The sequence below is a fragment of the Bradyrhizobium sp. PSBB068 genome, from assembly GCA_016839165.1.
Taxonomy (GTDB): Bacteria; Pseudomonadota; Alphaproteobacteria; order Rhizobiales; family Xanthobacteraceae; genus Bradyrhizobium.
Genome location: CP069300.1, coordinates 6,086,322 through 6,112,559 on the forward strand (window position 1 = coordinate 6,086,322; position 26,238 = coordinate 6,112,559).

The window sequence follows — 26,238 nt, forward strand, 5'->3', positions numbered from 1 at the left end:
TCTATAGCTTGCCGCACCGGGAGAGGAATTGAGCCGCGTCAAGCGCCGCCATCCGGATTGCGCCAGATCAACGCCCCGGATGATCAGTCATGCCAAAGTTCGGGTTGTTGTTCAGAGGAAGCCCGGGACATGCAGCACCTCTTCAGCTCGGTCCAACGCTGGTTCAGTGTTTTGGGATGGCAGGACATTGCGTCCGCCCCGTTCGACTGCGTGATCGAGCTCGCCGTGATCGACGACAAGCGACATCCGTTGGGCTTCCCCTGCATCCGGCGCGTGGACGGATTGTTCAATCTAAGCACAATGCAGGCCGTGTCGACGTCGCCGACGCACTGGCGCTATTGGCAGGCCGACGTGCTGCCGATGTGCTGTTGCTGACCGTGGCCCGGCTCGCCTCCATCGGCAGGTTGGCTTCCGTTCTGCTCTTGCGGCAACGAGCCGCACAATCCGGTCGACGGACCAACTGGACGCTGCTGCTGGCGCTCGCCTGCACGGCGCTGACCATCGCAGCTGCAGCCTCACTGGTGTATTTTCACTATCTGGATCGGCCGTGATCGCTCGCCGGCTCGTCGTCAGCGATGGCTCGCCAGGCCGCGCCGTCAAGGTCGTCATACTGTCCGCTCTTCAGCGACCAGAGGAAGCCGAGCAGGCCGACAAAGCCCAACGCAAGAGCAAGCGGCACCAGGATAATCAGAACTTCCATCAGACCACCTCCCTCGCACGCGCCCTCAGCGCATTGAGCATCACGATGACCGACGAGCCCGACATCGCCGCCGCGGCGATCAGAGGTGTGACCAGCCCGGCGATCGCGATCGGTACCGCCAGAACGTTGTAGACGACGGCAAGCGAGAGGTTCTGTCGCATCAACCGGAGCGCCCTGCGAGACACCTTGACCGCCGCCAGCACCGGCGCGAGACGATCGCCGAGAAACACCGCATCAGCCACCGCCTGGCTCATATGCGTGGCCGTAACCGGCGACATCGAGGCGTGTGCCGCAGCCAATGCCGGCGCATCGTTCAGACCGTCGCCGACCATCAGCACCCTACAGCCCTGACCCACCAACTGCTCGATCCGACTGATCTTGTCGACCGGGGAGACCCCGGCACGCCATTCGTGCACGCCGAGCATCTTGGCCGCGAGCTGGACCGCAGGCTCGCGGTCCCCTGACACGATCTCAACGGCGATGCCCATGCGGACCAACCCAGCCACGACCTCGGCCGCGTCTGGCCGCAGCCGTTGTCGAACCGCGAAGGCGTATCTGCTCTCGCCATAGCTGAACGCGACGACTGAGGCTTCCGGGTCGTTGCACAGAATCTCGTTGGCGAGTTCGCCGGCGCCACAGAATGACGGACGACCCAGCCGGATCGGACGTCCGTCATGAAGGCCGTGAACACCCTGGCCCGGCTCTTCCTGGATGTCCGGCAGCGGCGCCGCCGCTCCGGCGTGGCGCGCGACTGCGGCGGCAACGGGGTGGCGGCTCGACAGCGCCAGACGTCCAGCGAGCCGCACGACGTCCTCGGGAATCTCAGCGAGATTGGCAACATCGAGCTCCGGCAGGGTCAGGGTTCCGGTCTTGTCGAAGATCACCCGGTCGATCTCGGCGATGCGCTCGATCGCATCGCCGGCATTGAGCAGCACCCCGGAACCAAACAGCGCGCCTGACGCAACGGTCTGCACCGTCGGAATGGCAAGGCCCAGCGCGCAAGGACAGGTGATGATCAGGACTGCGATCGCCGTCACGATCGAGTCATGAAAGCTCGCGCCGTAGGCCAGCCAACCCAGCATCGTGAGCAATGCGGTCGCGTGCACGACGGGGGCATACAGCCTCGATGCCCGCTCCGCGAGCCGCAGATAGCGCGAACGCGCCTGCAGCGCGCGATCGAGCAGCCGGGATATTTCATCGAGCAGCGTGCCGCCGGAGGCCGCGGACGCCCGGACGCGCAACGTGCCGGAGCGGATCAGCGTACCAGCGAACACCGCGCTGCCGGGCGCGACCATTGACGGCAAGGTTTCGCCCGTAATCAGGCTCTGATCGACCTCCGATCGCCCTTCGATCACATTACCGTCGACCGCGCAGCGCTCGCCGGGCCGCAACAGCACGATGTCGCCCGGCCGGATCGCGGCCGCCGGAACCGTGCTGATTTCGGTTGGGCTGATGAACTTCGTCGCCGTCTCCGCCTTCAAGGCCGCGAGGTTACCGGCAAACGCGCGAGTGCGCCGCCGCATGTTCTGATCGAGATAGCGACCGGCGAGCAGGAACGCGACCAGCATGATCGCCGCATCGAAGTAGGCATGCTCGGCATGATTGATGGTCTCGATCACCGAGGTCGCCAACGCCAATACGATGCCGATGCTGATCGGCACGTCCATGTTGACGCCGCGCGCCCGCAGCGCTGACAGTGCCGAGGTGAAAAAGGGCTGAGCCGAATAGGCCACCGCCGGCAGCACGATCAGCGCCGACAGCCAGTGGAAGAAGTCGCGCTGCTCCGGCAACATGTCCGAAACGTTGCCGGACCACACCGGGATCGACAGCATCATCACGTTCATTGCCGCGAAGGCGGCGACACCCAACCGGCGCAACAAGCCCTGCGCGCGCTGCGCTTCCAATGTTTCGGCATCATCGCGTTGGAACGGATAGGCCTTGTAGCCGAGTTCGGCGAGCCTGTTCACGAACAGTGCCGGATCGAGCGCGCCCGCTTTCCATTCCAGCGCCAGACGACTGTCGGTCAGGTTGACGCGGGCGGAAGTGACGTCCGGAATGGTCGACAGGTTGCGCTCGATCTTGGCCATGCAGCCCGCGCAGTTGATGCCTTCGACCGCGAGATCGAGATGAATGAGCCCGCCGCCCGCGCTCTTCAGGTAATGTGAAAAATCGATCTCCGCCTGCATGGGGCCACCCTCAATTCAGGACGACGCGGTTCTTCGACAGGAACATGCGCCGGCCTTCGGCATCGCCCTCGATCACGAGGTCCCACTGCCCCGCGCTGATGCCTTCTGCGCGGCCATGAAAACTTCCCGAGCCCGCTTCGGTGACCTCGATCGCCCGGTCAGCACGCCGATCGGTAGGGCGTTGGAGACGGGCGAGAAAGTTCAGTCCAGCCAGTGGCGCGCCGGCATGGTCGCGCGCTTCGATTGCGACTGCGGCAGCGCCGTCGGGCCGCCGCTCGATATGCGCCTGGACTTGCCAGCCGCGCTCGTTCTGCTGCCGCGCTGCCAAGATCTCGCGCTGATAGGCGAGGCTGGCGCTGTAGGCGCTGTCGACCTCGGTGCCCGGCAGCGTCGTGATGGCGAACCGCATCATGACCATGTTGACGCTGATGACGACTGCGAAGAACGCGACCGTCGTGATCAGGACGAAGCGTCCGGTGATGGGTCGCGCGGTTGAGCTTGTGGCTGCCATGATTGAATTCCGCCGTTATGGGAGAACGAAATGGTCGGTTGCGGACGCCACTTCTCCAAGACCGATATCTGTGACGCGGAAGGTGACCGGCACGGACTTTTCGGCCTTTTCATCGAACGGCGCCGTCACCAGCACACGGAGTTCGGTGGTGGCGTCGCGGCCGAGGATGATCATCGGCCGGTCTGGCGTGACGGAATCTGCGCCGATGACGTGAAGCTTGGCCTCGGCCGGGCCGTCGACATCGATCGCGATCACGCGATCGAAACCGCGCTTGTTGAGGAACCGCAAGGTGTAACCGTTGCGGGTCGCCCCATCGCTGAGCCGCACGGCGATCGGATTGCGGTCGTGCAGCACGTTGACGTCGAGCAGCGTCCGCGACATCAAGGCGTAGAGCATGACGGCGCAGACCACGGTGATCAGGCCGGCGTAAACGACGGTTCGCGCCCGCACCGGCTTGAACACCTCCTGCATGCCGCCGATACGGCGCTGCACATTGATGTCGTTGTCGTATCCGATCAGGCCGGTCTTGCGGCTCACCTTGGTCATGACGGCGTCGCAGGCATCGATGCACAGGCCGCACTGGATGCAGCCCAGCTGTGCGCCATCACGGATATCGATGCCGGTCGGACATACGGCAACGCACTGGTTGCAATCGATGCAATCGCCTGCCTTGTCGCCGAGCGCACGGATGTCGAACGCCTTCTTCACCGAGCAGCGCGGCTCGCCGCGATCATACTTGTAGGTGACGTTGAGCGCCCATTCGTCGGTCAGGGCGGCCTGAATGCGCGGCCACGGGCACATATAGACGCAGACCTGCTCGCGCATGTAGCCCGCCAGCAAATAGGTCGATGCAGTCAGGATCGCGATCCAGACATAGGCAATCGCCGGAGCCTGAAACGTCGCCAGATTGCGCACCAGCGTCGGCGCATCGTCGAAATAGAGCACCCAGGCGCCGCCGGTCCACCAGGCGATCATCAGCCAGATCGCGTGCTTCAGCACCCGGCGACCGGCGCGACGCGCGGTCATCGGTCCGGAATCGGCCTTCATCTGCGCGCGACGGTCGCCTTCGACCAGGCGCTCGACCGCATAGAACAGATCGGTCCAGACCGTCTGCGGACACAGATAACCGCACCAGATTCGACCGCCCAGGGCATTCATCAAGAACAGGGTCAGCGCAGCCAGCACCAACAGGCCGGTGAAGTAGTAAACCTCCTGCGGCCACAGCTCGATGAAGAAGAAATAGAAACGGCGGTTTGGAAAATCGATCAACACCGCCTGGTCAGGCGCGCCGAGGCCTCGATTCCAGCGTACGAAAGGCAGCAGGTAGTAAATGCCGAGACAGACGGCCATCAGCCGCCATTTGATCGAGCGGAACCGGCCCGACACGCTCTGCGGGTACACTTTCTTGCGGGGCGCGTAGAGCGGCCCGTCTTCGTCGGTTATGAGTTCATCAGGCGACACGGGCTTGTTCATCGGTCTGCTCGAACGAGGCTTCGATTGCAGCCTACATTCCTGCGCCGGGTGCCAATTGACCTCGATCAACGGCCCCCGGATCGGCGCGGGAGGCGGCTACTTGCCGCCACCCAGGGAGTGCACGTAGACCGCCATCGCTTTGACGGTGACCGGGTCCAGACGACCCACCCAGGCTGGCATGACGCCGGCACGGCCGTTGGTGATGGTTTCGACCAGCGTGTCCTCGTCGGAGCCGTAGAGCCAGATCTTGTCGGTCAAGTTCGGCGCGCCGACCTCCTGGTTGCCTTTGCCGTCTTCACCGTGGCAGCTCGTGCAGTTCTCGGCGAAGATCTTCTTGCCCGCCGCCGCGTCGAACTTGGGCGCCGTGGAAAGGCCGGACAGCGAACGCACGTAGTTGGCCACCGTGACGATTTCGTCCTTCTTGAGAACCCCGTCGCGGCCAAACGCGAGCATCTGCCCCTCATGCGCCTTGGGGTTCCCCGAGCGTGCGCCGAACTGGATCGTCTGCATGATCTGATCGAGCGTGCCGCCCCACAGCCAGTCGTCGTCGTTCAGGTTGGGATATCCCTTTGCACCGGCACCCCCGCTGCCATGGCAAGGCGCGCAGTTGTCGGCAAACACGGTCTTGCCGCGTGCACGAGCCAGCGCCAGCAGGGCCGGATCCTTCTCGATGTCGGCGAGCGACGCGCTGCCGAGAACCGCCATCTTCTCGCCGCGCAGTTTCTCCAGATCGGCAAGGTCGGTCGCGACACTCGCGCGCGTCGAATACTGGAACAGCCCCGTGGTGTAGCCCGAGACCAGCGGCCAGGCCGGGTAGACGATCCAGTAGCCGATCGCCCAGATGATCGTCGCATAGAATGTCAGGACCCACCACCGCGGCAGCGGCGTATTGAGCTCCTTGATGCCATCCCATTCATGACCGGTGGTGCTGCGGCCGGAAACGCGGTCAATCTCGTCGTGCTCGCTCATGATCGGTCAGTCCTCACGCAGCGGCATGCGGGCTGCGGCGTCGAATTGGGCCTTGTTGCGGGGCCAAAGCGCGTAGGCGACGATGGCGATGAAGATTCCAACGAAGACGGGCGTCCAAAGCGTGCTGATCAGGTTCGACGCCAGGCTCTCGATTTGAATGATCGCTTTCATGCTCGCCCCTCAGCGCAGGTTGGCTTTTTCGTTGTAGAGCTTGAAGTCGACGAGCGTGCCGAGCATCTGCAGATAGGCGATCAGCGCGTCGAGTTCGGTCGGATTGCCGGCCTTGCCGTCGAAGTTGCGGACCAGGGCCTTCGGATAACGCTTCTGGAACGCGTCGGAGCCCGGGCCGTCGGGATCGGTCTGCGCCTTCAGATCGGCGGCCGCATTGGCGATCTGCTCTTCGGTATAGGGTACGCCGATCGCGCGGCTCGTCCGCAGATGGGCCGCGATGTCGGACAGATCGAGTTCCGTCCTTGCGAGCGAAGGATATCCGGGCATCACCGATTGCGGGACGATCGACCGCGGATTGATCAGATGCGTGACGTGCCAATCGTCAGAATACTTGCCGCCGACGCGTGCGAGGTCCGGCCCGGTTCGCTTGGAGCCCCACTGGAACGGATGGTCGTACATGCTTTCCGCAGCGAGCGAATAGTGGCCGTAACGCTCGACCTCGTCGCGCAGCGGCCGGATCATCTGCGAGTGACAGAGATAGCAGCCCTCGCGGACATAGATGTTGCGACCGGCGAGCTCGAGCGGCGTATAGGGGCGCACGCCGTCAACTACCTCGATCGTGCTCTTCAGGTAGAACAGCGGCGCGATCTCGACGAGCCCGCCGATGGCAATGACGGCGAGAATGCCGGCGATCAGGATGATCGAGTTCTTCTCAAAGATCTTGTGTCGGTTCCAGAGAGACATTGCGCGACCTATTCGGCGGGCTGGAGGGCACCGGCCCCCTCGGTTTCGCTGGCTTGGCCGGCATTGACCGTCATCCAGAGATTGAAAGCCATGATCAGGGCGCCCACCAGGAACAGCGCGCCGCCGGCGGCACGGATGATGTAGAAGGGGTGCATGGCCTCGACGGATTCGATGAAGGAATATTCGAGGAAGCCAAGCGACGTATAGGCGCGCCACATCAGGCCCTGCAGGATCCCCGACACCCACATCGCGGAGATGTAAAGCACGATGCCGATGGTCGAGATCCAGAAATGCCAGTTGACGAGCTTCAGGCTGTAGAGCTGGCGGTTCCACAGCCAGGGCACCAGGCAGTAGAGCGCGCCGAACGAGACGAAGCCGACCCAACCAAGCGCACCCGAATGCACGTGCCCGATCGTCCAGTCGGTGTAGTGGCTCAGCGAGTTGACCACCTTGATCGACATCATCGGACCTTCGAAGGTCGACATGCCGTAGAACGCGACCGACACCACCATCATACGCAGCACGGGATCGGTACGCAGCTTGTCCCAGGCTCCCGACAGCGTCATCAGGCCGTTGATCATGCCGCCCCAGGACGGCATCCAGAGCATGATCGAGAAGGTCATGCCGAGCGTCTGCGCCCAGTCCGGTAGCGCCGTGTAGTGCAGGTGATGCGGACCGGCCCAGATGTAGAGGAAGATCAGCGCCCAGAAATGGATGATCGACAGCCGGTAGGAATAGACCGGACGCTCCGCCCGCTTCGGGATGAAGTAGTACATGATCGCGAGGAAGCCGGCGGTCAGAAAGAAGCCGACCGCGTTGTGGCCGTACCACCACTGGAACATCGCATCCTGCACGCCGCCCCAGGCGATGTAGGATTTCGAGCCGAGGAAGGAGACCGGCAATGCGGGATTGTTTCCGAGATGGAGCACCGCAATCGTGATGATGAACGCAAGGTAGAACCAGTTCGCGACGAAGATGTGCGGCTCCTTGCGCTTCACCAGCGTCATCAGGAACACGAGCAGATAGGTCACCCAGACGATCGTCAGCCAAAGATCGGCATACCATTCCGGCTCGGCATATTCCTTCGACTGAGTCACGCCGAGCAGGTAGCCCGTGCCGGCGATCAAGATGAAGAAGTTGTAGCCGACCACGACGAACCAGGGCGACAGGTCGCCGGCAAGGCGCGTGCGGCAGGTCTTCTGCACGACATAGAAAGACGTTGCGATCAGGACATTGCCGCCGAATGCGAAGATCACGGCAGACGTATGCAGCGGCCGCAATCGGCCGAATGTCGTCCAGGGCAGATCGAGATTAAGCGCCGGCCACGCCAGCTGCATCGCGATGATCAGACCCACAGTGAAGCCCGCGATCCCCCAGAACATCGCCATCGCGGAAGCAAACTTGATCGGCCCGAGATTGTAATTGGGGCGCCCACCGATCTCAGCCGGCGGCGGTTCGGCCGGACGATCAAGGTAGCGGTTGCCGATCACGATCACGGATATCAGGCTGGCAGCGCAGCCAAGCGCCGCGTGAAAGCTGAACGCTGCATCGTGCCCCATCGCCGCACCGAGGAGACAAGCAAACGCAAAAACTGCCAGCCCCGATACCAAGCCGGCTTCGCCCATCGTCATCGACTTTGCAACAGAAGACGGACTGGTCATGTGGAGGCTTTCCTTGGCTGCGATGACGTCATGGGAACCACAATCTCGCCGGCATCCGCTTGATCGGCATCAATTCCGACGCTACGCCGCTCTGCACTGGCAACGCGGCTCAGCGCGGTCAGGGTGAATTCGTTCGGACAATACTTTGCCGGACTGGCGCGCCTCTCCCGCGCTAGGTCGCCGGCACAGCGCGCCGTCTCACGGCACAGCCCACAAACACGCTGCAGATCGCGCAGCACATCACTATGAGACGAAGCGAGCGCTTGTTCTGACAGGCCTGCATGCTTGAGGCGCTTGTACAGCAATTCCGGCGAGCCACGGCCGCGCGCCAAGGCTCGAAGATCCGATGCCGGAAGATTGAGCTCGTGGGCAATCTCATCGACCTCCCGAGCGGTCATCAGATCGAATTCGTGGCGGCGGGCGAGAAATGCTCGCAAGCGCGCGACGAGACTCTCGAATTGCGGCGAGCTATTGCTAACTGGTCGATCGGCCATTTTTTGCACCCCTTCGTTCCAGCCTTAGCGGATGGCTCGGATTCCGATTTGATGTGAGTCAACCACGCGCCATCACGCTCGCTGAGCTTTGAATGCTACCCGAGGTCACTACCCACCCCATGCGGACGGCAACGCCGACGGCATTCGAAGCTCCATCGAATCCGCAAAGATCGTCCAGTCGCGAACGCCCTTCTGTCTGCAGAAGTCGGCCTCGGCGAGCTGCGCGGCGGCGGAGAGCGTGGTGGCATCGACCTTGAACGCCGCCTGACAGGCACGGTGTTCGTGGCCGGTGTCGTCGCAAACGGTCTTGATGAAACGAATATCAAAGGACGGCATGGCACCCTCGCATGTGGGCTGATTCTTTGGTTGCCGATGCTGCTATCGAAGTGAGTATCCCGCTTTGATCTGCCGCAACGGAATGCGATCCAAATGCAGATTTCGTATCGTGAGAGACGCATCGAAATCATGCGCCTTCCGCCGCGAGCTTCCGTCCATATGCGCCACGACAGCTGCAATGCGATGGAGGCGGGCAAGATCGACGGGCACGAAGGCCAGATCGCTCTACTTGCGGAGAGACTCCTCGTCCGGGGACGGCGCTCGGGTCGACGGTGGCGACGCCGCGCCACCGCTCACGGTCCATGCCGACGCTGCGACTGCAAAGCCCACGATCGCGCAGATTATCAGCAGTGTTGCAGCCACCCCCAAGGTATCCGCACCGATCGTCGCGATCACAGCCAATGGAATCAGCATGTTTGCGAGTCGGACGGTCAACCTGCCATCCCGTGCGTTGCTCGGGCGGCAGCCACCCGCTCGTCTTCCGCGGACTGGATATAGAACCCGGAATAGGTGTCGACGTAGCACAGATGATCGTGCACTTCCTTGACGCCGGCAGTATTCTCCGCGGCGACGATAGCGGCCTGCCTGGCCCGTTCGTCCATGATGACGCCCCGGAGGTGCACCACGCCGTTGTGGACCGAGACCTGCAGACCGAGCGGACACCAATTCGCAGAATCGAGCGCGCGCACGATGCGGTCGTAGATGTGCTTGTCGTCCGCCGTGGGGTCGGGAATCTCGTGAGCGATGGACGCTACTGCCCGCAACAGATCGGATCGTGTAACAATGCCTACGAGCCGCCCGTCGCGCATCACCGGCAGCCGCTTGATGCTCTTCTTCTCCATCAGCCCAACCAGCTCTGACAAAGGCGCTTCTTCGGTCACGGTGACGGGATCATACGACATGATCTCTCCGACCCTCCGTCCGCGCTCGTGGACGAAGTCCGTCGCCGCGCTGCCCGAGCCGAGAAGGAATCGAAGCCAGCGAGGGCGGCGGCGCTGCGTGCCGATCTCGCTTCGGCGCAAGAAATCGCTTTCCGACAGGATGCCGACCAACCTTCCGGCCGCATCGACCACCGGCAAGCCGCTGATGTGATGATCCAACATCAACTTGGCGGCATCGAGAATGGAGGCCTCGGTTCCGACCGTGATGACATGTCCCGCCATGATCTGATGTGCGCGCACTGCCGTTCTCCCTTCAAGGCTTGGCAGCAAACCCTCACATCAAATCGGTCTATTCGCTTTGATCTTTCTCAACGTCCGCTGTTGACGGGGATCGAGGCGCGGCAGCCCCTGATCGGAGATACGGGCGTCCCGTCGAGAGAAGAGAACCACGCTGCAGAACCTGCTCGCCTCGATCGGAGTTCTCGCGATCGCTGTCGTGATCCTGGCCCGGATCCTCCTGTCGGCAGGGCGTCCCTTACTCAGGCAGCCTGCAGGAACTGGCAACCTGCCAACCGCGGACCGCTTTAGCCCGCGCGCGCCGATTGGTTCGCTCATGCGAAATCTTTGACCTGCGTCAATGCGGAGCTGTGCGCCGCCGCTAGAAAGTTGTCATCCGTCGGGATCGTGCAAATGGCAGACGTAAGGGCTTGGCGCCCCATTCTATTCTTGTGTCCAAATACCGGTGATCGAGTTCAGGGCTTGCTTCCCGGCGACACATCCGAACCTGTGGCAGACGATTTGCATACGATTTCCTGCGCAGCGTGCGACGGCGTCCATTTCATCAACCTGAGAACCGGTGCGGTTATCGGGTCTGAACGCGCTTAGGTTGTCGGCCAGCCGCTACGGGCCGGATGCCATCGAGTTGACACATATCAACATACAAGCGCCGTCAGCATGGGAAGCAGAACCTCCCTCAACGAAGGATGTCGAACATGACAGACCGCAGCGAAACCCCTCCCATCGCCGACGCCATCCAGAGCACCGCGAAACGGGCGATGGCCGTACAATCGGAATTTTCGGAGAAGCTGATCGAGGCGAATCAGCATTGGTTCGAGCAGATCCAGATCGAATCAAACGAAGCCTGGGAGCTGTTCCGCAAGTTCAACTCCACTGCCTCCGTGGCAGAGAAGATCACCGCTCTGCAGGACTGGACCAAGGGCGTCACGGCGCGCACCGCGCAGGATGCAACGTACGCGATCGAGATCGCGCGCTCGCTCGGTTTCATCGAGCTCAACCTGTTTGGGCGACGGACCGGTGGCGCCGACCGGGCGGCTCAGGAGGCTGCCTGACGTGCCAGCACACGATGCTCCAGAGCGCCCGGAGGCCCGCGCCAGCGAGACATGGGAGGGGGTCGCCACCGCCCCCTTCGATCGAGACCTCGAGCTCGCCGTCATCGAAGGTAACGCCATTCACAAGCTCGTCTTTCCCTGCCGTCGGACTCTAGGTGGCTGGGTGAAGTCAGGGACCGTCGAGCGTATCGTGGTGCAGCCGACGCACTGGCGCTCTTGGGCCAAGTAGGTTACGTCACCTGCCGCATTAGGCGGCCAGTGGCTTCCAGCGCTCGAACGTTGTAATGTTGGATGGTTCGAGGGCTTTGCCCGGGGGAATATGTCCGACAGCATCTGGTACCGCTATGGCACTGCCGCGGCAGCGGTCGCCCTCGTATTTGCAGTGCGCGCGGGCATGGACAACTATTTCGAGGATCGCTCCTTCACGATCATCTATGTTCCCGCCGTGCTGTTTGCCGCTTTCGCCGGTGGCCGCGGTCCGGCGATCCTTACCACGCTTCTTTGTCTTCTCATCAGCGCCAAGTTCCTGGGCAGAAGTCTGGTCACTGAGCCCGGAAATCTGATCGATATCGGGTGCTTTACGATCCTTGGTCCGATCCTTGGCTTCATGGGTGACCGCCTGCTGAGGGAGAGCGATCAAGCCCGAAATCGCCAGGCCCATCTGCAGTCGATCCTGGATACCGTCCCGGACGCGATGATCGTGATCGACGACCATGGCAGCATTCGTTCGTTCAGCGCGGCGGCCGAGCGCCTGTTTGGCTGGAAAACGGACCAGGTCATCGGAAAGAACATTTCGAGCCTGATGCCGCAACCTTATCGCGGCGAGCACGACCGGTATCTCGAACGCTATCTCACAACTGGCGAGCGACGCATCATCGGCATCGGCCGCATCGTGGTCGGAGAGCGGAGTGACGGCTCGACCTTTCCGATGGAGCTTGCCGTCGGCGAAGCCAAGGTACGCGGTGAGCGCTTCTTCACCGGCTTTATCCGGGATCTCACCGAACGTCGTGCGCAGGAGCGGCGGCTTCAGGAACTGCAATCGGAGCTGGTCCATGTGTCCCGATTGACCGCAATGGGCGAAATGGCATCGTCCATCGCCCATGAGATCAACCAGCCGCTATCGGCCATCACCAACTACATGCGCGGCGCGAAGGCACTGTTGGTCCCGGAGATGCCGGACGCGATGCGCATTCGAGACGCGCTCGAGCGTGCCGCGCAGCAAGCATTGCGGGCCGGCAACATCATCAAGCGCCTGCGCGAGTTCGTTGCCAAGGGCGAAACCCAGCACTCCGTGGAGAGCCCGGTCACGCTGCTCGAGGAGGCCGTCGCGCTGGCGCTGCTCGGTGCCAAGGAGCAAGGGGTTCGGGTGGCGATCCGCAGCGACCGCGACATACCCTCGATCATCGTCGACAAGATCCAGATCCAGCAGGTGGTGCTGAACCTGGTTCGTAATGCGATCGAGGCGATGGCTTCCAGTCCGCGCCGCGAACTGACGGTGGGAGTCACCAAGACGGATGGCGTGGCGACATTCATTGTGGCCGACACCGGGCCCGGGATCAGCCCCGATGTTGCTGACCGCTTGTTCCAACCCTTCATCACGACGAAAGAAAACGGGATGGGCGTGGGCCTCTCGATCTGCAGGACGATCGTCGAATCCCATGGTGGGCGCATCGTTGCGTTGCCAAACGCCGGCGGAGGTACGGTTTTTCAATTTACCCTCCCGTTTGCGGAGGACGGAGAAGAAGCATGACGACGCGCCGCACGATCCTTGTTATCGACGATGACCCCGCGATGCGGGATTCGCTCGCCTTTCTGCTCGATGTCAACGGCTTTTCCGTAACGACTCATGAGACAGCCGCCGATTTCCTCGATCATTTCGGGAGAAGCAACGTCGATTGCGTCGTATCCGATATCCGCATGCCCGGCATGACCGGCCTCGACCTGGTCCGCAAGCTTAAGGCCGATGCAGTGGCATGTCCGGTCATCCTGATGACAGGACATGGCGATGTCGCACTCGCCGTCGAGGCCATGAAGGCAGGTGCGATCGACTTTATCGAAAAGCCGTTCGAGGACGAGGTGCTTCTGCACGCAATCCGCGATGCCCTGGACTCGCAGCCAGCCAAACCGGCAGACGACACCGCCAAGCGCCAGGCGGAGACACGTCTCGCGGACCTGACACCCCGCGAGCGCGACGTTCTGAGAGGCCTGTTGGCGGGAAAGATCAACAAGGTGATCGCCCACGACCTCGGCATTAGTCCGCGGACGGTCGAAGTCTACCGCGCAAACCTGATGGCCAAGACCAGTGTCCGCAGCATGTCGGAACTCATGCGGATCGCGATCGCAGCTGGGCTGTAGAGATCGGTCGCAAGGCAAGCACGGCTTTGCGAGCAGCCTCGCACATCGAGGTGCCGCCGCTAGGCGGCGGCGGGCCGAGCTCGCTCAGCCGCGAGTATCGCAGTCAGTTCCTGCTCGATCTCGGCTGTCAGATTCAAACTGATCAACACCGAGCCACGATCCATACGCGCCACGACACCGCCAAGCCGGAATGAAAGTCCGTCGATCGCCAGTTCGACAGGCTCGCCGATCATTGCGTCCGGCAGTTCGCACTCAATCGACACCGCCCCCAACGACACATCACGAACTTCAATGCGCCTCGTCTCGCCGCGACGCGCCAGCGTGCCGGCCCGCTGGAAGACAACACGCGACCCGGCCCGGCGGTCGACATCTGTCGTCGAGGTACGGATGACACGAATAAGCGTCGTGCGCAGCTCGGTTACATTCTCCGCGATTGCCGCCGATCCGTCGTGTATTTCCGATGCCCGCCGTCCGGTTTCCACCGCTTCTGCCGAGACCGATGCAATCTGGGATGCGACCTCGCGGGCAGCGTGCGAGGTCTCTTCGACCGTCCGCGAGATATCGGCCGTGACCATGTTTTGCTCTTCGACCGCGACGGAGATCGCAGCCGACACGGATTCGACGCTGCGGATCATCTCGCCAATGGTGGTCATGGATGCAACCGAGGCATGCGTCGCCTCCTGGATCTCCGCGATCTGCTGAGCAATCTCACTCGTTGCCTTCGCCGTCTGTTCGGCGAGCGACTTCACTTCAGCCGCAACGACCGCGAAACCGCGGCCGGCAGTTCCGGCACGCGCGGCCTCGATCGTGGCGTTCAATGCCAGGAGGTTTGTCTGGCCGGCAATTTCGCTGATCAGGCTCGTTACCGTTCCCACTTTCGAGGCAGCTTCCGACAGCTTGGCGATCGTGGCCTGGGCTTGCGTCGATGCCGTCACGGCCTCCAGCGTCAACGAACGCGATGTCCCCACCTGATCGGCGATCCGCGAGATCGATGCGGCGAGCTGTGAGGATGCCTTTGCGACGGTCTGCGCGTTGGTGAGCGCCTCTTCGGCTGCGGCCGCGACACTGCTGCTGTTCCTCTCCAGCGTGAGCGCCGTATCCTTCATCATCGACGCGTTTCTGGCCATCCGATCCGTACCGGACGCAACCTCGCCGACAGCGGCTTTGGTGGCATTCTCGACGTTCTCGGCCATCTTCCGCAGCGCCGATGCCCTGGCTTCCTCGGCCGCGCGCCGCCTCTCTTCGTCCTGCTTCGCCTCGTCGCGCACCTTTTCGGCAGCCTTGATCCTGAACCGTTCGATCGAGCGGGCCATGTCGCCCAGCTCGTCGCGCCGCTCGAGTCCCGGGAGCACCATGTCGAAATCCCCCCTACTCAAACGGTTGAGGGCGCCCGTCATGGTGGCAAGGGACGCGGATACCCGCCGGGCAAGCAGCAGGGTTGTCAGTCCAACGGACAGCACGATCGCCGCAGCGACCATGATGACGCTTCTGGCCTGCTCCCAGAGCTGGGCCTGAAGATCGTCGATGTACACGCCCGTTCCGATCACCCAATTCCACGGTCGAAAGCCTGCGACAAACGACAGCTTCGGCTGCGGCGCATCCAGCCCCGGCTTTGGCCATTGATAGTCGACAAACCCCTCGCCTTGCCGTTTCACGATCTCGGCAAATTCGACAAACAGCCGCTTGCCTGTCGGATCCTTGATGTCACGCAAATCCGTGCCGTCGAGCTCCGGCTTGATCGGATGCTTGATCATCGTGGGTCCTAGATCGTTTATCCAGAAATAGTCTCCGTTCCCGAACCGTAGCGCGCCGATCCTGGCCGCTGCATTGCGGCGAGCAGTTTCGTCGGCAACTCCCCTGCCCGCGACAGCAGCGTGCTCCTCCTGCGCGATGTTCAGAGCCAATTGAATAAGGTGCCTCAGCTCGCTCTGCCGCTGGCCGCGCAAGGCGTCTGCGAGAGAGCTCGTCTGCACAACGGCAAGGCCGGTAAGTCCGCAAAGGCTGAGCCCGATGATTGCGTAGATGCGCTGCGCCAGAGAGATTCTGAGTTTCATTTTCTTGTCACCAGCCAAAGGCCCGTCCGAACTGATGAGGACTATTGAGCCGCACTACTTAGTTCACGTAAAGCGCACTATCGGAATTCAGCAACGGACCGATAATTTATTGATTGGACACGGCAAGAAGCCGCATCCAAATCCGGGCTATCACCAACCGGACGACGGATGACCGGTCGGCGGCCGGTGACAAGCGTTGGTCGGGAGCGGTATCGAACCGACCTCGATCATCAAGCAGTGTTCCTGCGCGACGGCAAACTGCTTGAGCAGTTGATCATGCTGCTGCTTCAGCGTCGCACGGGCACATCCCGCCGGGCACGCAGCGACGAGTTCGCCGACCTGAACGATCTGCAGCTCGAGCATCCGCATGATCTTTTGGATGGAGTGGTAAGCGTCCATGGCTGGCCGCCTCTCCCAATGCTGCTGCTGGCTTGATCCCGGAAAGCGTACAACTTTTCCCACTACCATCTCCAATCCAACGATGGGGGAAGAATGCATTCTGGCATCCCCTCCCTTGAACCAGACATTTTGTCTGGAAGCAGAAAGTCCGCATTGATCCAGGTCAAAACGAACGTCCCGTTGCAGATGAGCTAGATCAAAGGAGCAGCTGCGGTGTCATGCACTGATGCACAGCGTCCCGGTCTCACCGGGCCGCGACATCAAGAACGCCAATACGAGGAAACGCACGCTATTACCGGAGCAGTGGATCCGAGGGAGGGATCGATGGAAGAGATCACGCATTTCATTGCAGTGCCATATGACCGGGCCGACCGTGAGCTCGTTTCAGGTCAGCAGATCAAATGCGCTAACCCCAGTTCGGCGATAGAGCACGCCAAGCACTTGTGGAAGACATTCGGTCATGCCGGGGCTGCCGCGATTGTCCGTACCGGCCATCCAGAAACCAGAACCATGGTGCTGAGGACCTACGGCATGGTGCCACACGACCTGGAGCAGGAGCCTCGGCGGGTCGCGAGCTGACACGGACGACTTGTTCGCGCGAAACACGTCCGCATGACGAGGTTTCGCCGCCGGCGGTATCCCGTCAAGTCGAATTGACCTGACGCAAGGTTCGCACACGCTGGATCCTGCATTTTCCATGGAAAGAAAGGGCAGACATGCGCTCGGATCTCGCACGACAATACGGACAGGATCGGCTTCCCCGCTATACGAGCTATCCGACTGCGCCGCACTTCGGCCCCGCGATCGGTGTTGCAGATTATCGGAGATGGCTCAGATCCATTCCCACACGGCGCCCCGCCTCGATCTACCTGCATGTACCTTTCTGCCGATCCATGTGCTGGTACTGCGGCTGCCACACCTCGGTGATGAGGCGAGACGAACCAATTGCCCTTTACACCTCTGGCTTGCGCACCGAGGCGCATCTTGTCGCCGAAACCATCGGCCAGCGCCTCCCGGTCTCACACATCCACTTCGGCGGCGGTACGCCGACGATCATGGCGCCGGAGGCGTTCGCCGACCTCGTCGGCGCGCTGCGCTATTCCTACTTCGTGCTGCCTGATGCTGAGATCGCGGTCGAGATCGATCCGCGCACCCTCACGGAGCCGATGGCCGAGGCTCTCGGCTTCAGCGGCGTCAACCGCACAAGCCTCGGCGTACAGAGCTTCGATCCCGATGTCCAACGCGCCATCAACCGCATGCAGAGTTTCGAGCAGACGGCAACATGCGTCGAACGTTTGCGGCGGGCCGGCATCGACAAGCTCAACTTCGATCTCCTCTATGGGCTGCCGCTCCAGACCGTGGATTCGTGCCTGGATACGGTCGCCAAATGCATCGAGCTCCGTCCCGACCGCTTCTCGGTGTTCGGCTACGCGCACATTCCGTCGTTCAAGAAGCACCAGCGTGCGATCGATGAAAGCATGCTTCCCGGCAGCGCAGACCGCCATCTGCAATCGGAAGCGATTGCAGATGCCCTCGTCGGCGCCGGCTACGTGCGCATCGGCTTCGATCACTTCGCTCTGCCGGAGGATGGTCTCGCGGTGGCGAAACAGGACGGCCGGCTGCGCCGGAACTTCCAGGGTTACACGGACGATTGCGCGGAAACGCTGATTGGCCTCGGCGCCAGCGCCATCGGACGCACGCCGCATGGGTTCGTGCAGAACGCCGTCGCGATCCGCGATTATCTGGCCTGCGTCGCCGAAGACCGACTCGCAATCGTGAAGGGCTATGCATTCACCGATGACGACCGCTTCAGAGCCGACATCATCGAGCGGGTCATGTGCGACATGGCTGTCGACCTCTCGCAAATCGCCCTGTCTCACGGCCGGGATCCGCAGACCGCGATCGTCGATCGACGACGGCTCGAGAGCTTGATCGCAGACGGCGCGATAACCGTGGACGACGGCCGGGTCTTCGTAAGCCACGGAGCGGAATTCCTGGTTCGCAGCGTCGCCGCCGCATTCGACGCCCACCTCGCGCGTTCGGTAGCAACTCACAGCCGGGCTGTCTGACCACGCTCCAGGACGATCGACAGATTTCCGGCGAAGAAGTTGCGCTGGCTCAGATCGCGGCGAAGCGTGACATGCTTGAAGACCTCACTGGCACGAGCAGCTCATTCTCCCTGGAGGTTGTCTCGATACTCAATGCCCGGCCGCTTCGGCCGGCTCTTTTTTGCCTCCGCGCGAGTTGGCGCAAGAGCGGCGCCGGAGCCATCGGGAAGCAATGTTTCCCGCAACCATGTAGCTGCTACGGCCGAACGTGGGTACACCCTCTGCGGGTCTGGCGGCCGATGGGTGACGGCTTCGCGGTACCCTTATGTCCTGCTCTTCGCCCGAGCTCCGCTCCGTGTTGTGGCGTGAGAAGCGCGTGCAGCTCGTATCCCCAGGGCTTCGCGAACATCATCGTCTTCAACAACATCCAGGAACCATCGGCGATCGGCGGAATCTTCGCAACGGACATTCGCGGTGTCCTCGTGGCGTGACGCTGGCTGCACGATAGGGAGTTTCACCGGGTGGGTCATGGCAACGCTCGTCAGAATGAGAGAACACCTGCCAACATCTGCAATGACCCGCACCGGTGCATTGAGCATCGTCAATTCGCAGGCATGACACGACGTGCCCTTCCGGGAAGTGGCCGCGACCGGGGTCTCGCAGTATCAGGTTCCACTTCGAGGCAATCTAGCCCGGTGGCGCGGATTGACACGCATGTTTGCGCTGGCTCAAGCCATTCCGGTCATATTGGCCCTCTAACATGGAACCGATGGACGCGTTCGAGATCATCCCTGAATCCTGCTTCGGGAGAACGACATGCAATTGACGACGACTTCAAACGAACAAGCACGTACGGATCATCTCGAGTTGCTCGATCGCTACTGGCGAGCCGCCAACTACCTTTCCGTTGGTCAGATCTACCTGCTCGCGAACCCGCTCCTGAGAGAACCGCTGAAGCCCGAGCACATCAAGCCTCGGCTGCTTGGGCATTGGGGCACCACGCCGGGCCTCAACTTCATCTATGCGCACCTCAATCGTGTGATCCGCACCTCCGATCTCGACGTCATCTACATCTGCGGCCCCGGCCATGGCGGCCCCGGCATGGTCGCCAACACCTATCTCGAGGGCACCTACACGGAAATCTATCCCGAGGTGACGCGCGACGCTGAAGGCTTGCGAAAGCTGTTCCGCCAGTTTTCCTTCCCCGGCGGCATTCCGAGCCATGCGGCGCCGGAAACGCCCGGGTCGATCCACGAAGGCGGCGAGCTCGGCTATGCACTCGTCCACGCTTACGGCGCGGCGCTCGACAATCCCGACCTGGTTGTCGCTTGCGTGGTCGGCGACGGCGAGGCTGAGACCGGCCCGCTGGCCGCGTCCTGGCATTCCAACAAGTTCCTCAATCCGGCGCATGACGGCGCGGTGCTGCCGATCCTCCACCTCAACGGCTACAAGATCGCCAATCCAACGGTGCTGGGCCGGATGACGGACGAGGAAGTCCGCCATCTCTTCGCAGGCTATGGCTACGAGGCCTTGTTTGTCGAAGGCGACGATCCGCGCACGATGCACCGGCTGATGGCCGACACGCTCGACACCGCGCTCGCGAGTATCCGCTCCATCCAGCAAGGCGCGCGCCAGCAGGCGTCGGGTTTCAAGCGACCGGTATGGCCGGTGATCGTGCTGCGAAGCCCGAAGGGATGGACCGGACCGAAAGAAGTGGACGGATTGAAGGTCGAGGGATTCTGGCGGGCCCACCAGGTGCCGATCGCCAATCCGCGTGGAATTCCCGAACACTTGAAACTGCTCGAACACTGGATGAAGAGCTACGAGCCCGACAAATTATTCGACGCCGACGGGCGGCTTGTAGCGGAGTTGCAGCAACTCGCGCCGCGGGGCGATCGCCGGATGGGAGCCAATCCGCACGCCAATGGCGGGCTGCTCAAGCGCGAGCTCAAACTGCCGGATTTCCGCGCCTATGCCGTCGACATCCCTCGTCCCGGCGGTGTCGTCGCCGAAGCCACCCGCGAGCTCGGCAAGTTCTTGCGCGAGGTCGTCAAGCTCAACGCAGTCGCGCGCAATTTCCGCATCATGGGGCCAGACGAGACCGCATCCAACCGGCTCGACGCGGTGTTCGAGGTCACCGACCGGGTCTGGATGGAAGGCATCGAGCCCTACGACGTCCACCTCGCCCGTGACGGCCGCGTAATGGAGGTATTGAGCGAGCACCTTTGCCAGGGCTGGCTCGAAGGCTATCTGCTCACCGGCCGCCACGGCTTCTTCTCCTGCTACGAAGCCTTCATCCACATCGTGGATTCGATGTTCAACCAGCACGCCAAATGGCTGAAGGTCTCGCGCGCGCTGCCATGGCGGCGCCCGATCGCCTCGCTGAACTATCTCCTCACCTCGCATGTCTGGCGCCAGGATCACAACGGTTTCAGCCATCAGGATCCCGGCTTCGTCGATCTCGTCATCAACAAGAAAGCCGACATCGTGCGCGTCTACTTCCCGCCAGATGCCAATACTCTGCTTTGGGTGGCCGATCACTGCCTACGCACCTATGACCGCATCAATGTAATCGTCGCCGGCAAGCAGCCTGCTCCGCAATGGCTGCCGATGCGCGAGGCGATCACCCATTGCGAGGCGGGCATCGGGATCTGGAAGTGGGCCGGCACCGAGGCGCCGAATGGCGAGCCCGACGTGGTGATGGCCTGCGCCGGCGACGTTCCGACACTGGAAACGCTCGCCGCTGTCGATCTCTTGCGTGAGGCGTTGCCGGATCTCAAAATCCGCGTGGTCAATGTCGTTGACCTGATGACGCTGCAGCCAAGGGAGCAGCACCCTCACGGCCTGTCCGACCGCGACTTCGACAGCCTGTTCACGCGGGACAAACCGGTGATTTTCGCCTATCACGGCTATCCCTATCTGATCCATCGCCTGACCTACAACCGCACCAACCATGCCGGCCTGCATGTGCGTGGTTTCGCCGAGGAGGGCACCACCACGACGCCGTTCGACATGGTCGTCCTAAATCAGCTTGATCGTTTCCATCTCGCGGTCGAAGCGATCGAGCGCGTGCCGGGCCTCGACATCGCTGCCGCTCACATCAAGCAACAATTCCGAGACAAGCTCATCGAGCACTCTCGCTACGTGCGCGAGCACGGCGAGGACATGCCGGAAATCCGCGACTGGGCTTGGCGCGACCGCGCAGATGGCGTCAAATCGCTCTGAGCGGGGAAGCCGCCAATGTCGGACAATGTCCTGGTGCTCAACGCCGGTTCTTCCAGCATCAAGTTCGGCCTGTTCGACATCGGACCGGCCGAGCCGGAGCTGAGATGCAAGGGCGTGCTCGACGAACAGGAGAAGGCGCCGCGCATCGTGGTGACCGACCCATCGGGCAAGCAGCTGTTCGAGAAACGCCGCTCCTGCGACGAAACGACCGATCACGGTCTGCTCGCCGATATCTTCAGCTGGGTCGACGATTATCTCGAGGCCGACCCGCTCGTCGCGGTTGGCCATCGTGTCGTCCACGGCGGACGGGACTTTTCCAGCCCCATCGCGCTTGATGAACGAACCATCACGGCGCTCGACGCGCTGACGCCGCTGGCGCCGCTGCATCAGCCACGCTGTCTCGCCCCGGTCCGGGCAGTGCAATCGCTGCGGCCCGGACTAGCGCAAATCGCCTGCTTTGACACCGCCTTTCATCACGGCCTGACGCCGCCTGCCAGCCGGTTCGCCATTCCCCGGAGCCTTGAAGAGCGCGGTATCCGCCGCTACGGATTCCACGGACTTTCCTTCGAATATGTCGCAGACCGCCTCACAACGCTCGCCCCGACGCAGACACGTATGGTGATCGCGCATCTCGGCAACGGCGCCAGCCTCTGCGCCCTGCAGAACGGCAAGAGCGCCGACACCACAATGGGTCTGACTCCACTCGACGGCCTTGTGATGGGGACGCGCTGTGGGACGATTGATCCTGGGATTCTGCTTTATCTGATGCAGGAAGAGAAGATGACGGTCGACGAGGTGCAGCACCTGTTGTACGACGGTTCGGGCCTGCTCGGTGTCTCCGGCGTGTCAGCCGACATGCGCACCCTGCTGACAAGCCGCGAGCCTGCCGCGCGCGAAGCCATCGAGCTCTTCACTTTCCGCGTTGCCGCTGAAGTCGCCGTGATGGCGAACACGATGGCCGGCCTCGACGGCTTGATATTCACCGGCGGCATCGGCGAGCATGCCGCCGAAATCAGGCAGCAAATCTGCGACCGGCTTGCCTGGCTCGGTGTCCGGCTCGATCCGGCGGCAAATGCGAAGGGGGCGGCGCGCATTGCAGCTCCAGGCAGCCTGGTGGACGTGTTGGTCGTTCCGACCAACGAGGAGATGAGTATTGCTCGACACTGCCGCCGATTGCTCGTTGCTGGCCCCTAGCCTCGCTCCCGGCTTGCCGCCGCGCCGCCACGTCCGCCGGCTTCCGCTCACTCAGATTCCGGATTCCTGCATGATGCGTTCAATCTCGGCGAGGAGCTGGCGAAGCTCGTCGACCGAGAAAGTTTCAAGGATGTCCGCGATCTGCTCCCGCAGTTGGATTTGCTCGTTAACTTGTCTCAGATTGTCCCGGTCATTCTGTGCCATTGCTCCCCTCGGCAAAATCGGGCCGGAGCGTCCCGGCTATCGGCCGCCGGCAAGTGCCATCGCGATGCACCGGCGCTGGCGCCTGCGTAGCGCAGCCGAATGCGTCAATCACTTAAGGGGAAGTACTTAGTTCCCGCTCAGGACCTCGGCACTCATGCCCCCGATGATGTCCACGTGACGAGCTTGCGCGCCAATGCACCGAAGGCATTGTCGAAGGCGGTTGCGGCATTGTCGGGCGAGAGAGCCGCGAGGGGGGCAGTTTCCTCGAACAATTGTGCAGCCTTGATCTGCCCATCGGAGCCCACGATCTTCGCCGACAGCGCCATGACCGCCTTCGGCTGCGGCCCAAGCGCGATCTCGAAGCGCCGCAAATCGATCAGCAGGCGCGGGACGCCCTCAACGGAGCTGTCGGCACGCAACGGCGCGTGAGAAATGTCATAGTTTTCAAAGCTCTGCTGAAGGCGCGCTTGCAGCAGCACCGGCAAGCTGTCGCCCCATTGTGCGTCCGCGAAGCCGGCGACGTCCTCGTCAGGCGTAAACAGGAAACGCTGCGTTTGCAGACGCGCGATCGCGGTCGGCTCCGCCATCACCATGGGGGAAGGCAACGATCCGCCGTGCTGCGGGCCGAATTCCGCAACGGCGTGAAGATCGTAGACAACCTTGCGGGGCGCAGGAGCTCCACCCGTCATGCGCTCCAGCCCCGCCACGATGCCGTCGAGCTTCGGCGTGTTGCGTGCCAGCCCCTCGGCAAAGGTGCCGAGGTTCTCAATCGTGCTGTGCAGCGGCGCGGAATTCTCCGACAGGACGGCATCGACCCTGCGCAGCGCATCGCGGGCAGCTTGCGTCAGGCTCCGCCCGGCGCCCTTTTCGGCGACCAGCGGCGCGCGCGCCGGCGGCGCTGCGGGATCATCGCCCCCCTCTAGCGCGATCACCGGGACGCCGGTCAGGCCCTGGAAATCAACGCCGACACGCGTGTCGCTATGCACCGGCGTGCGCTCGGCGACGGCGATCGTGGCGTGAACCTCGCGAGGGCGCTCCGGCACCAGTTCGAGCGCGGTCACCTCGCCGACGCGAATGCCGTTGAAGAGCACGCCCGCACCAACGAGGAGCCCCGGCACGGGATCCGTGAACACGAGTTGGTAGCTCTCTCGCTTGCCGATGCCGCCGACATTGTCCAGCCAGTAGACAAAGCCGAACACGGCGACGATCGCCGACAATACGAATGCACCGACGACAACATAGGGCGCGCGAATTTCCATATCCATCTCCCCTGCCTAGGTGCCAAAACCAAGCGTCTGGGCCCGCGCACCGTGAAAGTAAGCCTTGACCCAGGGATGGTCGGATTCGAGCACGGATGACAGCGGCCCCACCGTTACGATTCGCCCCTCGGCGAGTGCGGCGACCCGGTCGCAAATCGCCTGCAAGCTGTTGAGGTCGTGCGTCACCATGAACACTGTGAAGCGAAGCGTCCGGTGCAGCGTTCTGATCAGGGCATCAAACTCGCCCGCCGCGATCGGATCGAGGCCGGAGGTCGGCTCGTCCAGAAACAGCAGGGCGGGATCCAATGCGAGTGCGCGGGCCAGCGCGACCCGCTTGGTCATGCCGCCCGAGAGCTCGGAAGGAAACTTGTCGCCGTCCGCGCGGGAGAGACCCACCATCTCCAGCTTGGCATCCGCGATCTCATCGAGGAGCCGCGGCGAGAGATGCGCATTCTCGCGGAGCGGAAATTGAACATTCTGCCGCGCCGTCAAAGCCGAGAACAGCGCGCCTTGTTGGAACAGGATACCCCAGTTCCGCTCACCTTTCCCGTGGTCGACATAGTCGATTTGCCCGCCACGTTTCGGCAGCAGGCCGACCAAGGCTCGCATCAGCACTGATTTTCCGCCGCCTGACGCACCGACGAGACCTAGGATCTCGCCCTGCCTCACGTCAAGATTGAGATGGTTGAGGATCGTCTTGCTGCCGAAGCCAACCACCAGATTGCGGATATGGATAGCCGTCGAGCCCATGCTACATCCCAATCGAGGCGAAGAAGACGGCGAACAGTCCGTCGAGCACGATGACCAGGAAGATCGATTTCACGACCGACGCAGTCGTCTGCTGTCCCAACGACTCTGCGCTGCCTTTGACACTCAGTCCCTCCACCGCGGCGACAAGTCCGATCACGAGCGCCATGAATGGCGCCTTGATGATACCGACTTCAAAATGCGTGATGGAGACCGCGTCATGCAGGCGCGCGATGAAGATTGCCGGACTCATGCCACCATAGAGCCAGGCGATTAGCCCGCCGCCATAGAGCGCGGCGAGCGATCCGAGAAAGGCAAGGATCGGCAGCGCCACCACGAGCGCCAGCACCCGCGGCAAGATCAGCACCGCGACCGGATCGAGCCCCATGGTACTGAGCGCGTCGATCTCCTCGCGCATCTTCATGGCACCGATCTCGGCCGTATAGGCACTGCCCGATCGTCCAGCCACCATGATGGCGACGATCAGCACGCCGATCTCGCGCAGCACAAGGATGCCGACCATGTCGACGACATAGGACTCGGCGCCGAAGCGACGGAAATGGAAGATCCCCTGCTGAGCGATGATGGCCCCGATCAAGAAGGTAATCAGCGCCATGATCGGCACCGCTTGCCAGCCCACCCGGCCGAGCTGATAGAAGGTCGACGTCAGCCGAAACGACCGCGGATGCCTGAGCACCGCGAACAGCGCTGCGCTGAAAGCGCCGAGCATATGCAGGAAGGCCCCGGAATCGGATACCAGCCGCCTGCTGCCACGACCGACCTGGTCGAGTTTCTCCAGCAGGGGGTTTATGGATTTGCGTTCACCGCGCTCGGCACGGTTCAGCCCCCGCACTTCTTCCAACAAATCGCCATACGGGCCGTCCACGCCGGTCAGCGCCGCTCTGGTTGGACCGCCACGGGCCAATCTTTCAAGCAGCCAGGCCCCGACGGTGTCGAGCGTAGTGACGCAGCGTAGATCGATCGCTCCGATATCCGCGTCCGCCGCGCGCTCGCATAGCCGTTCCAACACCTCGACGTTCGCAACGTTCCACGCCCCGCCTGCCGCAAGCACGCGCGGATCGTCCTCATTCGCTTTCAGGACCGGAGAGTTGAGCAATAGGCCGACTCCAACTTGGAAAGCCAAGTATAGGAAGCCGAGGTCGGCAGTGTTTGACCCAACGCAACTGGTTCACGGCTTGGAGCTGTTCTTGACGAAAATCAACCGCTTGGCGAGCCAGAAGATTACGTTCTGGCGGATTGGCCCGGCAGCAAGGGCCC

The 26,238-nt window shown here is 62.5% G+C and carries 26 protein-coding genes; 9 read left to right on the forward strand and 17 right to left on the reverse strand.

Going from position 1 to position 26,238, the window contains the following annotated elements; genetic code table 11:
• The first annotated feature begins 129 nt into the window (after nucleotides 1-129).
• Complete coding sequence (locus tag JQ507_28375; GenBank protein ID QRI68776.1) at nucleotides 130-375, forward strand: hypothetical protein; 246 nt, start codon at nucleotides 130-132, stop codon at nucleotides 373-375.
• Nucleotides 363-551 (forward strand): hypothetical protein, encoded by a 189-nt coding sequence (locus JQ507_28380; protein ID QRI68777.1) that lies wholly within the window; start codon nucleotides 363-365, stop codon nucleotides 549-551. The genes JQ507_28375 and JQ507_28380 overlap by 13 nt, the downstream gene beginning before the upstream one ends.
• Here JQ507_28380 and ccoS read toward each other — a convergent pair.
• The 11 genes from ccoS to JQ507_28435 form a co-directional block, all read right to left on the reverse strand.
• The gene (gene ccoS / locus JQ507_28385; GenBank protein ID QRI68778.1) at nucleotides 533-700 is read right to left on the reverse strand and encodes a cbb3-type cytochrome oxidase assembly protein CcoS; all 168 of its coding nucleotides are present in this window, start codon (nucleotides 698-700) and stop codon (nucleotides 533-535) included. The two genes, JQ507_28380 and ccoS, sit on opposite strands and share 19 nt — an antisense overlap.
• Nucleotides 700-2,886, reverse strand: a complete 2,187-nt coding sequence (locus JQ507_28390; GenBank protein QRI68779.1) for a heavy metal translocating P-type ATPase — start codon at nucleotides 2,884-2,886, stop codon at nucleotides 700-702. The genes ccoS and JQ507_28390 overlap by 1 nt, the downstream gene beginning before the upstream one ends.
• 10 nt (nucleotides 2,887-2,896) lie before the next feature.
• Nucleotides 2,897-3,397, reverse strand: a complete 501-nt coding sequence (locus JQ507_28395) for a FixH family protein (protein QRI68780.1) — start codon at nucleotides 3,395-3,397, stop codon at nucleotides 2,897-2,899.
• A gap of 15 nt (nucleotides 3,398-3,412) precedes the next feature.
• Complete coding sequence (ccoG, locus tag JQ507_28400) at nucleotides 3,413-4,870, reverse strand: cytochrome c oxidase accessory protein CcoG (protein QRI73557.1); 1,458 nt, start codon at nucleotides 4,868-4,870, stop codon at nucleotides 3,413-3,415.
• Nucleotides 4,871-4,966: 96 nt separating this feature from the next.
• A complete protein-coding gene (gene ccoP / locus JQ507_28405; protein ID QRI68781.1) occupies nucleotides 4,967-5,839 on the reverse strand; it encodes a cytochrome-c oxidase, cbb3-type subunit III in 873 nt (290 codons plus the stop codon).
• A 6-nt stretch (nucleotides 5,840-5,845) separates the two neighbouring features.
• Complete coding sequence (locus JQ507_28410; protein ID QRI68782.1) at nucleotides 5,846-6,010, reverse strand: cbb3-type cytochrome c oxidase subunit 3; 165 nt, start codon at nucleotides 6,008-6,010, stop codon at nucleotides 5,846-5,848.
• Nucleotides 6,011-6,019: 9 nt separating this feature from the next.
• Entirely contained in the window at nucleotides 6,020-6,754 is a 735-nt protein-coding gene (gene ccoO / locus JQ507_28415; GenBank protein ID QRI68783.1) for a cytochrome-c oxidase, cbb3-type subunit II, read from the reverse strand.
• A gap of 8 nt (nucleotides 6,755-6,762) precedes the next feature.
• A complete protein-coding gene (ccoN, locus tag JQ507_28420) occupies nucleotides 6,763-8,415 on the reverse strand; it encodes a cytochrome-c oxidase, cbb3-type subunit I (protein ID QRI68784.1) in 1,653 nt (550 codons plus the stop codon).
• Nucleotides 8,412-8,909, reverse strand: coding sequence for a hypothetical protein (locus JQ507_28425; protein ID QRI68785.1), 498 nt, complete (start codon nucleotides 8,907-8,909; stop codon nucleotides 8,412-8,414). The genes ccoN and JQ507_28425 overlap by 4 nt, the downstream gene beginning before the upstream one ends.
• A gap of 108 nt (nucleotides 8,910-9,017) precedes the next feature.
• Nucleotides 9,018-9,245, reverse strand: coding sequence for a hypothetical protein (locus JQ507_28430; GenBank protein QRI68786.1), 228 nt, complete (start codon nucleotides 9,243-9,245; stop codon nucleotides 9,018-9,020).
• Between the two features lie 431 nt (nucleotides 9,246-9,676).
• Nucleotides 9,677-10,426 (reverse strand): CBS domain-containing protein, encoded by a 750-nt coding sequence (locus JQ507_28435; GenBank protein ID QRI68787.1) that lies wholly within the window; start codon nucleotides 10,424-10,426, stop codon nucleotides 9,677-9,679.
• Nucleotides 10,427-11,118: 692 nt separating this feature from the next.
• On the opposite strand from JQ507_28435, the gene JQ507_28440 reads away from it, so the two are divergent.
• From JQ507_28440 to JQ507_28450, 3 genes are all read left to right on the forward strand, one after another.
• Nucleotides 11,119-11,475 carry a hypothetical protein gene (locus JQ507_28440; protein ID QRI68788.1) on the forward strand — a complete coding sequence of 119 codons (357 nt, stop codon included), beginning with the start codon at nucleotides 11,119-11,121 and terminating at the stop codon, nucleotides 11,473-11,475.
• A 319-nt stretch (nucleotides 11,476-11,794) separates the two neighbouring features.
• Nucleotides 11,795-13,225 carry a PAS domain S-box protein gene (locus tag JQ507_28445; protein QRI68789.1) on the forward strand — a complete coding sequence of 477 codons (1,431 nt, stop codon included), beginning with the start codon at nucleotides 11,795-11,797 and terminating at the stop codon, nucleotides 13,223-13,225.
• On the forward strand, nucleotides 13,222-13,830 hold the full coding sequence (locus JQ507_28450) for a response regulator (GenBank protein ID QRI68790.1): 609 nt from the start codon (nucleotides 13,222-13,224) through the stop codon (nucleotides 13,828-13,830). The genes JQ507_28445 and JQ507_28450 overlap by 4 nt, the downstream gene beginning before the upstream one ends.
• 59 nt (nucleotides 13,831-13,889) lie before the next feature.
• On the opposite strand, the gene JQ507_28455 is transcribed toward JQ507_28450, so the two are convergent.
• Both JQ507_28455 and JQ507_28460 read right to left on the reverse strand, forming a co-directional pair.
• Nucleotides 13,890-15,884 (reverse strand): cache domain-containing protein, encoded by a 1,995-nt coding sequence (locus JQ507_28455; GenBank protein ID QRI73558.1) that lies wholly within the window; start codon nucleotides 15,882-15,884, stop codon nucleotides 13,890-13,892.
• Nucleotides 15,885-16,034: 150 nt separating this feature from the next.
• Entirely contained in the window at nucleotides 16,035-16,283 is a 249-nt protein-coding gene (locus tag JQ507_28460; protein QRI68791.1) for a hypothetical protein, read from the reverse strand.
• A 324-nt stretch (nucleotides 16,284-16,607) separates the two neighbouring features.
• Between JQ507_28460 and JQ507_28465 the strand changes: the two genes are divergently transcribed.
• The 4 genes from JQ507_28465 to JQ507_28480 all read left to right on the forward strand — a co-directional run bounded on the left by JQ507_28465 (nucleotide 16,608) and on the right by JQ507_28480 (nucleotide 22,750).
• The gene (locus tag JQ507_28465; protein QRI68792.1) at nucleotides 16,608-16,862 is read left to right on the forward strand and encodes a hypothetical protein; all 255 of its coding nucleotides are present in this window, start codon (nucleotides 16,608-16,610) and stop codon (nucleotides 16,860-16,862) included.
• Nucleotides 16,863-16,999: 137 nt separating this feature from the next.
• The gene (gene hemN / locus JQ507_28470) at nucleotides 17,000-18,352 is read left to right on the forward strand and encodes an oxygen-independent coproporphyrinogen III oxidase (protein QRI68793.1); all 1,353 of its coding nucleotides are present in this window, start codon (nucleotides 17,000-17,002) and stop codon (nucleotides 18,350-18,352) included.
• Between the two features lie 795 nt (nucleotides 18,353-19,147).
• The gene (locus tag JQ507_28475) at nucleotides 19,148-21,556 is read left to right on the forward strand and encodes a phosphoketolase family protein (protein QRI68794.1); all 2,409 of its coding nucleotides are present in this window, start codon (nucleotides 19,148-19,150) and stop codon (nucleotides 21,554-21,556) included.
• Nucleotides 21,557-21,571: 15 nt separating this feature from the next.
• Complete coding sequence (locus JQ507_28480) at nucleotides 21,572-22,750, forward strand: acetate/propionate family kinase (protein ID QRI68795.1); 1,179 nt, start codon at nucleotides 21,572-21,574, stop codon at nucleotides 22,748-22,750.
• A 51-nt stretch (nucleotides 22,751-22,801) separates the two neighbouring features.
• Here the strand turns inward: JQ507_28480 and JQ507_28485 are convergent, their stop codons facing one another.
• From JQ507_28485 to JQ507_28500, 4 genes are all read right to left on the reverse strand, one after another.
• Complete coding sequence (locus tag JQ507_28485) at nucleotides 22,802-22,954, reverse strand: hypothetical protein (protein ID QRI68796.1); 153 nt, start codon at nucleotides 22,952-22,954, stop codon at nucleotides 22,802-22,804.
• 152 nt (nucleotides 22,955-23,106) lie between these two features.
• The gene (locus tag JQ507_28490; GenBank protein ID QRI68797.1) at nucleotides 23,107-24,213 is read right to left on the reverse strand and encodes a membrane integrity-associated transporter subunit PqiC; all 1,107 of its coding nucleotides are present in this window, start codon (nucleotides 24,211-24,213) and stop codon (nucleotides 23,107-23,109) included.
• Nucleotides 24,214-24,228: 15 nt separating this feature from the next.
• On the reverse strand, nucleotides 24,229-24,963 hold the full coding sequence (locus JQ507_28495) for an ATP-binding cassette domain-containing protein (protein QRI68798.1): 735 nt from the start codon (nucleotides 24,961-24,963) through the stop codon (nucleotides 24,229-24,231).
• A gap of 1 nt (nucleotide 24,964) precedes the next feature.
• Nucleotides 24,965-26,032: an ABC transporter permease gene (locus tag JQ507_28500; protein QRI73559.1), complete on the reverse strand. Its 1,068-nt coding sequence runs from the start codon at nucleotides 26,030-26,032 to the stop codon at nucleotides 24,965-24,967.
• Nucleotides 26,033-26,238: the final 206 nt, after the last annotated feature.

Bases quoted from the DNA above. Each gene is read 5' to 3' on its own strand.
- JQ507_28375 (QRI68776.1), top strand. From the start codon at position 130: ATGCAGCACCTCTTCAGCTCGGTCCAACGCTGGTTCAGTGTTTTGGGA.
- ccoS (QRI68778.1), bottom strand. From the start codon at position 700: ATGGAAGTTCTGATTATCCTGGTGCCGCTTGCTCTTGCGTTGGGCTTT.
- JQ507_28390 (QRI68779.1), bottom strand. From the start codon at position 2,886: ATGCAGGCGGAGATCGATTTTTCACATTACCTGAAGAGCGCGGGCGGC.
- JQ507_28395 (QRI68780.1), bottom strand. From the start codon at position 3,397: ATGGCAGCCACAAGCTCAACCGCGCGACCCATCACCGGACGCTTCGTC.
- ccoG (QRI73557.1), bottom strand. From the start codon at position 4,870: ATGAACAAGCCCGTGTCGCCTGATGAACTCATAACCGACGAAGACGGG.
- ccoP (QRI68781.1), bottom strand. From the start codon at position 5,839: ATGAGCGAGCACGACGAGATTGACCGCGTTTCCGGCCGCAGCACCACC.
- JQ507_28410 (QRI68782.1), bottom strand. From the start codon at position 6,010: ATGAAAGCGATCATTCAAATCGAGAGCCTGGCGTCGAACCTGATCAGC.
- ccoO (QRI68783.1), bottom strand. From the start codon at position 6,754: ATGTCTCTCTGGAACCGACACAAGATCTTTGAGAAGAACTCGATCATC.
- ccoN (QRI68784.1), bottom strand. From the start codon at position 8,415: ATGACCAGTCCGTCTTCTGTTGCAAAGTCGATGACGATGGGCGAAGCC.
- JQ507_28425 (QRI68785.1), bottom strand. From the start codon at position 8,909: ATGGCCGATCGACCAGTTAGCAATAGCTCGCCGCAATTCGAGAGTCTC.
- JQ507_28430 (QRI68786.1), bottom strand. From the start codon at position 9,245: ATGCCGTCCTTTGATATTCGTTTCATCAAGACCGTTTGCGACGACACC.
- JQ507_28440 (QRI68788.1), top strand. From the start codon at position 11,119: ATGACAGACCGCAGCGAAACCCCTCCCATCGCCGACGCCATCCAGAGC.
- JQ507_28445 (QRI68789.1), top strand. From the start codon at position 11,795: ATGTCCGACAGCATCTGGTACCGCTATGGCACTGCCGCGGCAGCGGTC.
- JQ507_28450 (QRI68790.1), top strand. From the start codon at position 13,222: ATGACGACGCGCCGCACGATCCTTGTTATCGACGATGACCCCGCGATG.
- JQ507_28455 (QRI73558.1), bottom strand. From the start codon at position 15,884: ATGAAACTCAGAATCTCTCTGGCGCAGCGCATCTACGCAATCATCGGG.
- JQ507_28460 (QRI68791.1), bottom strand. From the start codon at position 16,283: ATGGACGCTTACCACTCCATCCAAAAGATCATGCGGATGCTCGAGCTG.
- JQ507_28465 (QRI68792.1), top strand. From the start codon at position 16,608: ATGGAAGAGATCACGCATTTCATTGCAGTGCCATATGACCGGGCCGAC.
- hemN (QRI68793.1), top strand. From the start codon at position 17,000: ATGCGCTCGGATCTCGCACGACAATACGGACAGGATCGGCTTCCCCGC.
- JQ507_28475 (QRI68794.1), top strand. From the start codon at position 19,148: ATGCAATTGACGACGACTTCAAACGAACAAGCACGTACGGATCATCTC.
- JQ507_28480 (QRI68795.1), top strand. From the start codon at position 21,572: ATGTCGGACAATGTCCTGGTGCTCAACGCCGGTTCTTCCAGCATCAAG.
- JQ507_28485 (QRI68796.1), bottom strand. From the start codon at position 22,954: ATGGCACAGAATGACCGGGACAATCTGAGACAAGTTAACGAGCAAATC.
- JQ507_28490 (QRI68797.1), bottom strand. From the start codon at position 24,213: ATGGAAATTCGCGCGCCCTATGTTGTCGTCGGTGCATTCGTATTGTCG.
- JQ507_28495 (QRI68798.1), bottom strand. From the start codon at position 24,963: ATGGGCTCGACGGCTATCCATATCCGCAATCTGGTGGTTGGCTTCGGC.